Here is a 12,601-nt window from a genome sequence, read left to right as displayed (position 1 = left end):
CGCCTCCCAAAAGTTTCTCTTCTGCATTTATTTGAGTTATGCTTATATCAACTCATAAATGTGAGTCGGACGCTAGCCCACTTCGGCGCATCATATCCGGGAGCAACGATGGACGCCCTTGCCGCCGATTTCGCCCGCGCCTGCGGTTATACCGGCGACAGCCCCGCTCTGCTCGAAGCCTTCGAGGCGATCCGCCGCAACGGCATCGAGCGCGCCCGCCAGGATCATCTGAGGCGCAAGGCCGCCATCGATGAGTTGAAGCATTCAGAGGCGCTGTTCCTGGCGGCGATCGGCCCGGCGCTGTCGGCGGAGGAAGCCATCGAGGACGCCGCCCGCTTCATCGCCTTCTGGCGCAACATGCCGCGCTGGCGCCAGGAGCGCCGCCTGCCCGACCTCATCAGAGCCAGACAGCAGCGACTGGTGGCGCGCTACTTCCGCCGCTACGGTCACCTTCTGTGGGCGCTGGCAGCGGCCTGACGCCTCACCGTCGCACTCGCGACTTCAGCCAGCGGTCAAACGCCACCGCCAGGATCAGGATCAGGCCGATGACGATGCTTTGCGTGTAGGACGAGACGTTGTTGAACTGCAGCCCGTTCTGCAGCACGCCGATCAGGGCCGCGCCCACCACCGTGCCGCCGACCGATCCGATGCCGCCGAAAAGCGAGGTGCCGCCGATGACGACGGCCGAGATCACCGTCAGCTCGTAGCCGATGCCGGCCACCGCTTCGGATGAATTCAGCCGCGCCGACAAAACGAAGGCGGCAAGCCCAGCGAAGAAACCGACGATGACATAGACCGAGACCAGGATGCGGTCGACGCGCAGGCCCGACAGCCGTGCCGCCTCGGCATTGCCGCCGACGGCATAGACGGCGCGGCCATAGCGCGTGTAGCGCAGCACGATGTGGCACAGGATCGCGGCTGCCGCGAAGATGAGCGCCGGCACCGGCACCGGGCCGATCAGGCCGGTGCCGAACCAGCGCATCGAGGCGTCGAAGCCCGAGATCGGGCCGCCATTGGAGATGGTCAGCGTCAGCCCGCGAAACACCGTCAGCCCGCCCAGCGTGACGACGAAGGGCGGCACTTTCAGCCTGGTGATGACAAGCCCCTGCATGCCACCGGCAGCCGCTCCCACCACGACGGCGGCGAGCAGCGCTGCAAACCAGCCATAGCCCTGCGTGCCTGAGGTCGACAGCGACAGCGTGTTGGCGGTGCCGCCCTTGGCGACGACGGCAGCGACCATGCCGCAGAAGGCAAGCAGCGAGCCGACCGAAAGGTCGATGCCGGCGGTGAGGATGACGAAGGTCATGCCGAGCGCGATCAGCCCGGTGATCGAGATCTGCCGCGTGATGTTGAACAGGTTGATCGGGTCGATGAAGCTCGGCTTCAGCACGGTGAAGACGACGACCAAGGCGGCCAGGAACAGCAGCGGCCCGAAGCTCATCAAGAGCCGCGTCATGTTGATGCCGCCGCGCTGGTTCTGTTCTCCCGCCACGCTCATCGTGCCTGCCCCTTCGCGTCCTGCCCCCTCGCATCCCGCTTGTCGAGCGCCATCAGTTCCATCAGTTTTTCCTCGTTTGCCTCGACGCCCGGCATCTCGCCGGTGATGCGTCCCCGGCGCATGGTGACGATGCGGTCCGAAACCGCCAGCACCTCGGGCAGTTCGGACGAGATCATCATCACCGCGATGCCGCGCGCCGCCAACTGCACCAGGATCTGGTGCACCTCGGTCTTGGCGCCGACATCGACGCCGCGCGTCGGTTCGTCGACGATCAGCACCTTTGGATCGCGCGCCAGCCAGCGCGCCAGGATCACCTTCTGCTGGTTGCCGCCCGACAGGCCCTCGATCGCCTGCTCGGCCGAGGCCATGCGGATCGACAGCATTTTGCGAAAACCGGCAAGCGCATCGCGCTCGCGCCGCTCGGCCATGAAGCCGAAACCATTGCTGAAGCTGCCGAGCGAAGCGACGGAGAAATTCGGCAGGATGCCCAATGCGGCAAAGATCGCCTGGTGCTTGCGGTCCTCCGGCACCAGGCCGATGCCGAGCGCGATGGCGTCGGCTGGCGACGCCGGCGCGATCGGCTTGCCATCGAGCGTGATGGTACCGGCCGCGATGCGGTCTGCGCCGAAGATGGCGCGCGCCAGTTCGGTGCGGCCGGAGCCGACCAGGCCGGCGACGCCGAGGATCTCGCCGGCCTTGAGGTCGATATCGACACCGTCGAGCACGATCGCGTGCGGCGCCTCGGGGTCGCGCACCGTGCGCAGGCCGCGCACCGAAAGCCTGACATCGCCGGCGACCGCGCGCTGCGCCGGCCGTGCATAGAGTTCGGATGCGGCGCGACCGACCATCTTCTCGATGATTTTCGGCAGCGCGATCGGTCCGCCTTCGCGGTCGAGATGCCCGGCAAGCCTGCCGTCGCGCAACACCGTCATGCGGTCGCAGATGGCTGACGCTTCCTCCAGCCGGTGGGTGACGAACATGATGGCGACCTTGTCCCCGCGCAGCCGGTCCATGATCGACAGCAGCCGCTGCACCTCGGTCTCGGTCAGCGCCGAGGTCGGCTCGTCCATGATGATCAGCCGGCTTTTCAGCGACAGCGCGCGGGCAATTTCGACCAGCTGCTGCTCGGCCACCGACAGTGCCGACACCGGCGTCATCGGGTCGATGGAGAGACCGACGCGGGCGATGATCGCGCGCGAATCTTCCTCCATTCTGCGCCAGCTGACCAGCCCAAGCGGGCCGGTCGGCGCGCGGCCGATAAAGATGTTCTCGGCCACCGTCAGCGTCGGAATCAGGCTCAGTTCCTGGTAGATGGTGACGATGCCGAGCCGCTTGGCGTCCTGCGGGCTGGATGGATGATAGTCGGCGCCGTCGAAAATGATGTGCCCGCTCGACGGCGGCATGACGCCCGACAGGATCTTCAGCAGCGTCGACTTGCCGGCGCCGTTCTCGCCCAGAAGGCCGAGGATTTCGCCGGGCCTTATGTCGAGCGAAACGTCGCTCAGCGCCGTGACGCCGGAGAAATGCTTGGTGACACCCTCGACGGCAAGCAAGATGGGCTCGGGCGATGCGGCTTCAGCTGGTGGCAAGGGTTGCTCCCGGATTGCTGCAGGCGGCGGGACAGCGCCCCCCTCTGTCCTGCCGGACATCTCCCCCATTTGGGGGGAGATTGGCAGTCTTGCCGGCAGCGCCTCTTCTGCAAGGCTGGCGATTGGCGAAAGCCAAAGCGAAGGCCGATCTCGCCCCTCGTGGGAGAGATGTCCGGCAGGACAGGGGGAGGCGCGACAAAGCGCGACCTCCATCCGCCATGCGCCTGACTCTCACGGACTACTTCGTCTCGCCAATCCGCTCCGCCTTGTCGAGATTGTCCTTGCCGATGACGATCGGCGTCAACAGCACCAGCTTCTCCTTCGGCTCGGTCTTGTCCTTGGCATAGGCCACCGCGATGCGCACCGCGGTGCGCGACTGCTCGCCGGGGAATTGCTCGACAGTGCCGGCAAGCTTGCCGTCGCGCACCGCGACCAGCGCTTCCGGTAGCGCGTCGAAGCCGTAGATCTTGACGTCCGTGAAGTTGCGCGCCGCGCACGCCTCCATGGCGCCGAGCGCCATGTCGTCATTGGCGCAGACGATGGCATCCGGCTTGCCGTTGGCGGCAAGGCCGGCCTCGGTCACCGACAGTGCTTCGGCGCGGGCGAAGTTGGCGGTCTGTTCGAAGACGATCTGATACTTGTCCTTCAAGGGATCGAGCACATTGTGGACGCCCTTGTTGCGGTCGATCGCCGGGCCGGCGCCGGGCTGGCCCTGCAGGTGGAAGATCTTGGCGCCATTCGGGAACGCGGCCACCATGGCGCTGGCCTCCGCCTCGCCGCCCTTGACGTTGTCAGCGCCGACATGGGCCAGAATGCCCTCGACACCATCGACGCGGCGGTCGATCGTCACCACCGGAACACCAGCCTTGACCGCCTCCTCGATCGCCGGCGCCAGTGCGTTGACGTCGAGCGGTGAGATGACGATGGCGTTGACCTTCTGCACCAGCGCCGCCTCGATGTCGGCGGTCTGCTTGGTGGCCGAATTCTGGCCGTCGCTCTCGGTCAGGTTGACGCCTTGCGCGGCGGCCTCGGCCTTGATCTCGTTCAGCATGTGCACGAAGAACGGAAAGCCGAGATTGGGCACAGAGCCCAGGATCGTAAGCTTGTCCTCGGCAAACACCGAGGGTGCGGCAAGCATCATGGCGCCAAACGCCGCGGACGACAGCAGGACTTCACGTCTGTTCATAGGATCCTCCTCCACAGAGACGCATCATCCCCAAGGCCGGGATCGGTCTTGGGAAGGGATCATGCGCCGGTTCAAAGTGTTGGAGCATCCTCCGTGCGCCCGAAGACGCGTGCCGCTCCAGCTGGTCGCCGCTGTTGAAAAGTGCCTCCCATCGACGTCAGCGCGGGGATGCTAACCCAGGGGCAACACCTTGCGCAATAATCGATGGAACGGAACTGTCGGGCAAATTATCGGAATTGTCGGATTTTTCGCGCGGGCGCCGCCTTACCGCTCGCAGACCGCTTTCAGAATGTGCAGGGTCGGGCCCCAGTAGAGATCGGCATGCGGGCGGATCGATGGCTCGGCGAAATCGCTCAAGGTCAACGTCAGCAGCGTCCCGCCATCCGCCGGCGTCAGTTCGAAGCTGACCACCGGGTGGTTTTCGGGCGCGTCCGACAGCCGCGAGGCCGACAGCGTGCTCCAGTAACCGTACGCGAAGCTGCTTTCCGGCGCGAACGCCCGGATGGTACCGCGGTTCTCGAACGGCATTCCATGCAGCAGTCCGCGGATCACGATCTCCCCGCCGACGCGGTCCTGCAGGCTGACCGTCAGCTCCTCGTCGGACATCCATTGCGGGATCATCCCAGGCGTCGTCAGCACCTGCCAGACCCTGGCCGGCGCGGCTGCGATGACGACGGTCTTGATGATCGGCGCGGAGGAAAGGCTCATGCCAATTGGCCCTGTCAGGCCGACTCGGGCGCCAGCGTCAGCCCGATTTCTTCGGCCGCCTGCGCGGCGTGGCGTCGGCTCATGGCCGGCGACGTGCACCAGCGGCGTGTGGCTCGCTGACATGCGGGCGCCAGCCATGGACCCGGTCCCGCCCCGCCACCTTGGCGCCATAGAGAGCCTCGTCGGCGCGCCTGAGCAGGTCGGCGATCTCGATCGAGGCGCTGCCCGGATCGAAGGTGCCCACCCCGATGCTGACGGTGACGATGCCTTTTTCGCTGCCGGCGTGTGCGAGCCGCAGGTCGCGCACGCCGCTTCTGAGATTTTCGGCGATCACGAACGCGCCCCGCGCGCCGGTTTCAGGCAAGATGAGGGCGAACTCCTCTCCGCCATAGCGGGCTGCCGCGTCGGCCGGCCGCCGGGCGGTGGCCTTGATGCAGCCGCTGACGGCGCGCAGGCATTCGTCACCGGCGGGATGGCCGTAGTGGTCGTTGAACCGCTTGAACCAGTCGACGTCGATGATGAGCAGGCTCAATGGCGTTGCGTTGCGCATGCCGCGGGCATATTCGCGCGCCAGAGCTTCGTCGAAGGCCCGGCGCGTCAACAACTCGGTCAGGCCGTCACGGTTTGCCAGCAGGTTCAACTTCTCGTTGGCCGCCATCAGCTCCGCCTCGACATGCTTGGCCTCGGTGATGTCGGAATAGACGCTCAGGCTGCCGCCATTGCTGGTCGGCCTGGTCCTGACATCGAGCCAGCGCCCGTCGGCGAGCCTGACCTCCTGGCGGTTGCTGGGAAGCCTTCGCGATGCCACGATGTCGCCGATCCAGTCCTCGACCTTGTCCGGCGGCACCATCTGTTCGCCGCGCGCGGCAGAGGCGCGCAGGATATCGCGATAGTCGGCACCGGGCACCCGGATGTCGGCCGTGTGGGGAAACATGGCAATGTATTGGGCGTTGCTGAGCACCAGTTTGCCGTCCCGGTCGAACATCACCAGGCCGTCGGCCATATGCGTCAGGGCGTCCGCCAGCGTGACACGGCTTTCCGCCAGTTCGGTCTCCAGCTGCTTGCGCGTCGTGATGTCGCGATTGTGCGTGATCAGCCCGACGATGGTTCCGCCATGATCCCGAAAAGGCGCCTTCAATGTCGACAGCCAGCCGTTGGTCCCGTCGTCATGATGAAGGCGCTGTTCGATGGTGGATGGCACGCCCGCCGCGAGAATGGCAAGCTCGTCCTCGCGGAATTTTCGCGCCGTTTCCTGCGGGTAGAAATCGAAATCTGTTTTGCCGATCAGCGCCTTGGCGTTTGTTGCATGCATCAGGTCCGCCGTTGCCGGATTCGCGGCGATGAACCGCCCGTCCAGGTCCTTGACGTTGAGGCAATCCGGCAATGCCTCCACCACCGCCTTGAAGATGCGCCTGGACTGCAGCGCCTCGAGGCGGCGCCTCTCCTGGTAGAGCGCCAGCCCCGACAGCATGATCGAGACGAAGATCAGCAGCGAAGTCGGCAGCGCCACTTGCGGCAGCACCGCCTGCATGATCTCCCGTGGCAAGGCGAGCAGGCTGAGCAGCGAGCCGGCTGCGGCCGTCGCGGCCAGGATCAGGACGTCGACGCGTTCGGGGGCGCGGCCTCTCAGCACGAGATGGCCGGCAATACCGATCAAAGTAGCGATCGAGATTCCCATGGCGCCGGCGAACACGCCGATACCGCCTTCATGGAAGCGGAACGCAACCGCAAGCAGCCCGGCGATGACGCAAGCGACCGGGCCGCCGAAGAAGCCTGCCAATGCGATCATCGTGCCGCGCAGGTCGATGAAGACGCCCGGCTGCAACTGCATTGGCGTCAGCATCAAGGTGACAGCGCCGCCGCCCATCAGCAGGCCGAAGGCCGTCGCTCTCGTCAACGCAGCCTTGCGATCCAGCCAGACATGCGTGTGGATCCACACCGAGACGAACATCGCAACGACAGCAAGATTGGCCAGCAATTCGGACCAGGGCGAACCCATTGCGCGCCTTTCCTTTTGCATCGGCTTTCGCCGCATCGCCTCCTCGATATGCCTCCAATGACAACAAAGTGTTACATCAGGCCAATTGGCCGGCGAACAGAAAAACGGTCAGGCGCGGTCGGCGGGCCGCTCGGCCTCGGTTTCCTGGCTGGACGTGATCCGCCGAGCAGGCAGGCTGACGACCTCCGTCATCGCGGTGACCGGCTGTGTCACAGTCCAGCGGAAACCAGACCTGATGGCTGCGGCAGGCGACCCTCGAACAACGCACTCTGGTCGCGGATGCGCGCCACCATATGTTCGCGAAACACCCTGACGCGCTTGGTTCGCCGCAGGTCTGGATGGTAGAGCAGCCAGAGTCCGAGATCGTGGATCGGATCCGGTTGGCGAAAGCGCTCCAGTTCCTCGGCGCAGTCGCCCATGAAGCATGGCAGATAGGCCAGGCCGAGCCCTTGTTTCACGGCGGCGAGCGTCAGCAGCGTGTCATCGACGAAGAAACTGTGCCGGTGATCCGGGCATGCCGCATGCGTCCAGGACTGATGGAAGGCGCAACATTCCACGCCGATCCAGAGCGGCCTGGCGCCGCTGGCGCGCAGCCCCTCCAGGTAACGCCGTTCTCCGTAGACGGCCGACGCCACAGTGGCGAGCCGGGTGCCGACCAGCGTGTCGAGCGGCGTGTTGGTCAGCCGGATGGCGATGTCGGCATGGCGTTCCGCCAGGCTGACATATTTGTTGGAGACCTGCACATGCAGCTGGATGTCCGGATAGGCCTCGCTGAAGCCGGCGAAGATCGGCATCAGCACGGATGAAGCCATGTTGTTGATCGCCGATACCCTGAGTTCCCCGGCGACACGGTCTTCCTGACCGCCGAGCGCGCCCTCGACCTCGAGCACCTCCAGCTCCATCTTGCCGGCCGCCATCCTCAGCTCGTCGCCGGCCGGGGTCAGCTCGTATCCGGATTTCTTGCGCTCGATCAGCCGCGTGCCAAGCTGCGTCTCCAGCAGCCGGATGCGGCGCGACACGGTCGAGTGCTGGATGTTCAAGCGTTTTGCGGCGCCGCTGATCGAGCCGTCGCGCGCGACGGCCAGGAAAATCCGCAAGTCATCCCAATGCATCCTGGACCCGATCCGTGCAAATTTGCAAAATGGGCGTCGAGATTTCGAGAATGGTACCAGAACTACGCGATCACTACGGTTTGCGGCAAGGCAATACTGCCTTTGAGGAGCAAGCCATGACCGTCCAGCAACCGATTTTCGATCCGGTCAAGTTCAAGGACACCACCCGAAAGCAATGGGACAGCGCTGCCGAAGCCTGGAACCGCTGGGGTCCGCTGCTGACCCGCTGGCTGGGGCCTGCCACCGAACTCATGCTTGACATGACCGATATCGGCAAGGGCAGCCGGGTCCTCGATGTCGCCGCCGGTGCCGGCGAACAGACGCTGACCGCCGCGCGGCGCGTCGGGCCGACGGGCTATGTGCTGGCCACCGACATTTCGCCGGGCATTCTCGGCTTTGCCGCCAGCAACGCCAGGCTGGCCGGCCATGCCAATGTCGGCACGGTCGTCGCCGACGGCGAAATGCTGGATGCCATATCGGCCGAACCGTTCGACGCCGTTATCTCGCGCGTCGGGCTGATCTATTTTCCCGACCAGAACCGGGCGCTGGGCGGCATGCGCGATCACCTCAAGCCGGGCGGCAAGGTCGGCGCCATCGTCTATTCCACCGCCGACAGGAACCCGTTCTTCTCGATCCCGGTCGGCATCATCCGCCGCCGCGCCGCCCTGCCCGCGCCGCTGCCCGGCCAGCCCGGGCCGTTCAGCCTGGGTGACCCGGCGGTGCTTGCCAAGCGCCTGACAGATGCCGGTTTCCACGACGTGCGCATCGAGAAGGTCGACGCGCCGGTGCGGCTGCAATCGGCCCTCGAATGCCTGCAGTTCGAGCAGGAGTCTTTCGGCGCCCTGCACCAGATGCTGGCCGGCCTGTCGCCCCGCGAACAGGACGACGCCTGGGCGGAGATCGAGACCGCGCTCGGCCAGTTCGAGCATGACGGACAATTCGAGGGGCCGTGCGAAATGCTCGTCGCCGCCGCCACCAGATAGTCGGCCCTGCCAGTGGCTTGAGCCGGACGGGATGCGCGTGATAGCCAAGGCGCGTCGGCAGGTCCGCCGGCGCGTACCTCAACCGGACACATCGTCCGGAATGACAAAGCAGACATGACATCACGCCAGCCACGAACCACAGGCAAGCCAGCCGGCGTCAGCCTCAACCGCGCGTTGTCGAAGCTCGGCCTGTGCTCGCGCACGCAGGCCGAGGTGCTGATCGCGGAAGGGCGCGTGCGCGTCGGCGGCAAGGTGGTGCGCGATGCCTCGCTGCGCGTCGACCTCAACCGCGACCGCATCGTCGTCGACGACAGGCCTGTGGTTGCCGAGCGCAAGGTCTATCTCGTCCTCAACAAGCCGCGCGGGCTGGTCACCACGCGCGACGACCCTCAGCAGCGCGGCACCGTCTATGCCTGCCTCGAAGGGCTCGACCTGCCCTTCGTTTCCCCGGTCGGCCGGCTCGACAAGGCGAGCGAAGGCCTGCTGCTGATGACCAATGACACCCAATTCGCCAACCGTCTGATGGACCCGGCCTCGCATCTGCCCAAGACCTACCACGTGCAGGTCGGCACGGTGCCCGACGCTGCGATGATGGAAAAATTGCGCGCCGGCGTCACCATCGACGGCGAGACCCTGACCACCAACGCGATCGAGCTCTTGCGCAGCGGCGGCCGAACCGCCTGGCTGGAGATCGTGCTCGACGAGGGCCGCAACCGCCACATCCGCCGCCTGCTCGCCGCCCATGACATCGAAGTGCTGCGCTTGATCCGCATCGCCATCGGCCGCCTGCAACTCGGCGACCTCGCCAAGGGTACGGCGCGGCACCTGACAGCGGAGGAACTGGCGCTGCTCGGCGGGTGAAATGGCGGCCTGCAGGAGCGCTCTATGGCGCCCACGCCGGTCCGGCCTGCGCTCTGACTGTCCTATTCGACAGTTACCTTCACGACCACGCTGCGGGCGTTTCCCGAGAACGTGTGGATCGAGAGACTGACCTGGTCCTGCCCCTTGAAACCTGGGGCTGACTTGTAAAACGCCTGTACTCCGTCATCGCCCTGCAGATTGCATTTGTAGCGCTCGCTGTCCTTGGGGAAATTAGGATAGACCTTGCCATCCACGATCCGGATCGATCCGTGGCTTGGCCCCGATGTCGCCTGCACGTCGTCCAGGCCTGCACTCGTGCAGTCCGGGTTCAGGTTGGCATCCTCGAAAATATAAATCTCCTGCCCGGAAAGTGCTGTCTTTTCATAGGTTATCGGCCGGCTGCTCCCGGCCATCGCATAGCCAGTAAACCCAACCATTGCAGTCATTGTTATGATACAAGCCATCCGGCGCGTCATTTAGCCTATCCTTCAGATGATAGAGTATTACCTGTAGTTTTTCTATAGAAACCGCAAACAACACGCCTTGCATTGGCGGCGTGATCGTCCGCACTATTTCAGATACCTGAAGCAGACGCGTCTATTTTAGCATTGTATAATCTTTCCGGCTGCCTTTGTACTGATACGCACGATCAAATTTCCGTCAGGGCCAGCGACAAACGCCGTTCACCCGGGAGCGCCCCGCCAAAGTTTCTTTTTGCCCCCACCGATGATTTCCACCCACCCGCGCTGTCTTCACCTACAGGCGCCGGAATCCTCCGAGCCGGAAGAAGCGAGGTGAGCCATGCATTCGTTGAAAGGTCAAAATGTCGTCGTGGTCGGAGGCAGCCGAGGGGTGGGCCGCTCGATCGTGGAAGCTGCGCTCGGCGAGGGAGCAACCGTGCTTGCCGTTGCCCGCGGCGCGGCCGATCTGAAAGAACTCGCCTGGGAGGCGTCAGGCGTGAAGACGCTTGCCGCCGACGCCACGCAGGAGACCGCGCCCGACGCGGTGTTTGCCGCACTTCAGCCGGACGTGCTGGTGATCTGCGCCGGCGCGCTGGCCGCTTCCGCGCCGATCCCGGAACAAAGCTGGGAGGACTTCTCGGCGAACTGGGACATGGACGTCAAGGCGTCGTTCCTGTTCTGCAAGGCAGCACTGCAGGGCCGGTTGAAGCCGGGCAGCCGGGTGGTGCTGATCTCCAGCGGCGCCGCACTCAGCGGCGGGCCGCCGAACTCCGGCGGCTATTCCGGCGCCAAGCGCATGCAGATGTTCCTCGCCGGTCACAGCCAGAAGGAGGCCGACCGGCTTGGCCTTGGCCTGCGCTTCATGGCGCTGGTGCCGATGCGGATCATGCCGGGCACCGGCGTCGGCCAGCGCGGCATAACAGGCATTTCGGCCTATCTCGGCATCAGCCCGGCGGACTTCCTCGCCAGCATGACCGATGTGCAGACGCCGGCCGATGTCGGACGCGCCGTGGTCACGCTCGCCGGCGGCAAGACGCAAGGCATCTCCTTCACGGTCAGCGGCAGCGGACTTGCGGCGGCGGCATGAGGCGCGCACGATGCCAACCGAAATCAGCACCACAGGCTCGATATGACAGACGCTCCTGGCCCGCTTGAGCCGTTGGGCACGCAAGGCCAGCCGATCCTCGATCGGCTGGCCTTCGAGCGCCTGACGGCAGCCCACCGCCGCGCGCTCAAGCTGCACTGCTACCGGATGATGGGCTCGCTGCACGAGGCCGACGACCTTGTCCAGGACACGTTCCTGAAGGCATGGCGCGGCCGGTCGCAATTCGACGGACGCGGCTCGCTGCGCGGCTGGCTCTACACGATCGCCACCAACGCCTGCCTCAACGCCATCAAGGCGAGATCATCGGCGCATCGCCTTGTCGAGCCGCCCGGGCGGCCGCCCACCGAGGGGCGCGCCGGCGGCGGGCCCGCCGCCGAACTCGCCTGGCTGGAGCCCTACCCGGACACCGAGTTGCCGGATCTCGTCGACGGCGAGCCCTGCCCGGAAGCGCGCTACGAGACCCGAGAGGCCGTGCAGCTTGCCTTCGTCGCCGCGATCCAGTTGCTGCCGCCAAGGCAGCGCGCCGCGCTTTTGCTGTGCGACGTGCTGGGCTGGTCGGCGCTCGAGACCGCGCAATTGCTGGGCGGCTCGACCGCTTCGATCAACAGCGCCCTGCAGCGCGCCCGCGCAACGCTTGGCGAGCGTTATCCCGAAGGCCGTCCCCTGCAGCGCGGGCGGCCGAACCGCGAAGAGAGCCTGCTGCTCGAACGCTACATGCAGGCCTGGCAGGCCGCCAATCTCGACGGCTTCATCGAACTGCTCCGCGAGGACGCCACCTACCACATGCCGCCATGGCTGGACTGGTATCAGGGCCGCGAGGCGATCCACGGTTTCTTCAGGACTGTCTGGGGCAATTTCGCCGGCTACCACGCGGTCGCCACCCGCGCCAACGGCCAGCCCGCGGTCGCGGTCTACGCGCGCCGCCATCAGGATCCCGAATGGCGCGCCCAGTCGCTGCATGTCATCGAGCCGGCCGACGACAGGATCGCCTCGCTGACGGTCTATGTCGGCCCGCTCGGCCCAGGCCTGTTCCCTGCGTTCGGCCTGCCGCCTATCTGGCCCCGCTCCTGACAGCAGGCTGTCATTAGGCCTGGTCTAT

At 65.6% G+C, this 12,601-nt stretch carries 12 protein-coding genes; 5 read left to right on the top strand and 7 right to left on the bottom strand.

The window, feature by feature from the left end:
* The first annotated feature begins 108 nt into the window (after window positions 1–108).
* Window positions 109–477, top strand: a complete 369-nt coding sequence (locus AC1D10_RS29720) for a hypothetical protein (RefSeq protein ID WP_477278287.1) — start codon at window positions 109–111, stop codon at window positions 475–477.
* Between the two features lie 4 nt (window positions 478–481).
* Here AC1D10_RS29720 and AC1D10_RS29715 read toward each other — a convergent pair whose 3' ends face one another.
* The 6 genes from AC1D10_RS29715 to AC1D10_RS29690 form a co-directional block, all read right to left on the bottom strand.
* Entirely contained in the window at window positions 482–1,498 is a 1,017-nt protein-coding gene (locus tag AC1D10_RS29715; protein WP_477278285.1) for an ABC transporter permease, read from the bottom strand.
* The gene (locus tag AC1D10_RS29710; protein WP_477278283.1) at window positions 1,495–3,147 is read right to left on the bottom strand and encodes a sugar ABC transporter ATP-binding protein; all 1,653 of its coding nucleotides are present in this window, start codon (window positions 3,145–3,147) and stop codon (window positions 1,495–1,497) included. The genes AC1D10_RS29715 and AC1D10_RS29710 overlap by 4 nt, the downstream gene beginning before the upstream one ends.
* 178 nt (window positions 3,148–3,325) lie before the next feature.
* The gene (locus tag AC1D10_RS29705; protein ID WP_379098779.1) at window positions 3,326–4,273 is read right to left on the bottom strand and encodes a substrate-binding domain-containing protein; all 948 of its coding nucleotides are present in this window, start codon (window positions 4,271–4,273) and stop codon (window positions 3,326–3,328) included.
* Between the two features lie 264 nt (window positions 4,274–4,537).
* On the bottom strand, window positions 4,538–4,981 hold the full coding sequence (locus AC1D10_RS29700; RefSeq protein ID WP_477278281.1) for an SRPBCC family protein: 444 nt from the start codon (window positions 4,979–4,981) through the stop codon (window positions 4,538–4,540).
* Window positions 4,982–5,060: 79 nt separating this feature from the next.
* On the bottom strand, window positions 5,061–6,980 hold the full coding sequence (locus AC1D10_RS29695) for a diguanylate cyclase (protein WP_477278278.1): 1,920 nt from the start codon (window positions 6,978–6,980) through the stop codon (window positions 5,061–5,063).
* Between the two features lie 209 nt (window positions 6,981–7,189).
* Window positions 7,190–8,077: a LysR family transcriptional regulator gene (locus tag AC1D10_RS29690; RefSeq protein ID WP_477278276.1), complete on the bottom strand. Its 888-nt coding sequence runs from the start codon at window positions 8,075–8,077 to the stop codon at window positions 7,190–7,192.
* 131 nt (window positions 8,078–8,208) lie between these two features.
* Between AC1D10_RS29690 and AC1D10_RS29685 the strand changes: the two genes are divergently transcribed.
* Window positions 8,209–9,075, top strand: coding sequence for a class I SAM-dependent methyltransferase (locus AC1D10_RS29685; protein ID WP_477278274.1), 867 nt, complete (start codon window positions 8,209–8,211; stop codon window positions 9,073–9,075).
* A 114-nt stretch (window positions 9,076–9,189) separates the two neighbouring features.
* Window positions 9,190–9,936: a pseudouridine synthase gene (locus AC1D10_RS29680; protein ID WP_477278272.1), complete on the top strand. Its 747-nt coding sequence runs from the start codon at window positions 9,190–9,192 to the stop codon at window positions 9,934–9,936.
* A gap of 62 nt (window positions 9,937–9,998) precedes the next feature.
* On the opposite strand, the gene AC1D10_RS29675 is transcribed toward AC1D10_RS29680, so the two are convergent.
* Window positions 9,999–10,412, bottom strand: a complete 414-nt coding sequence (locus AC1D10_RS29675; protein ID WP_477278270.1) for a hypothetical protein — start codon at window positions 10,410–10,412, stop codon at window positions 9,999–10,001.
* Between the two features lie 325 nt (window positions 10,413–10,737).
* Here AC1D10_RS29675 and AC1D10_RS29670 point away from each other — a divergent pair, with 325 nt between their 5' ends.
* Together AC1D10_RS29670 and AC1D10_RS29665 are read left to right on the top strand one after the other, a co-directional pair.
* Window positions 10,738–11,484, top strand: coding sequence for an SDR family NAD(P)-dependent oxidoreductase (locus AC1D10_RS29670; RefSeq protein WP_477278268.1), 747 nt, complete (start codon window positions 10,738–10,740; stop codon window positions 11,482–11,484).
* A 42-nt stretch (window positions 11,485–11,526) separates the two neighbouring features.
* Entirely contained in the window at window positions 11,527–12,573 is a 1,047-nt protein-coding gene (locus AC1D10_RS29665; protein WP_477278266.1) for a sigma-70 family RNA polymerase sigma factor, read from the top strand.
* The last annotated feature ends 28 nt before the right edge of the window (window positions 12,574–12,601 follow it).

Source organism: Mesorhizobium sp. P2_A8, from assembly GCF_056404935.1.
This window is presented reverse-complemented; position numbering and strand designations above follow the sequence as displayed.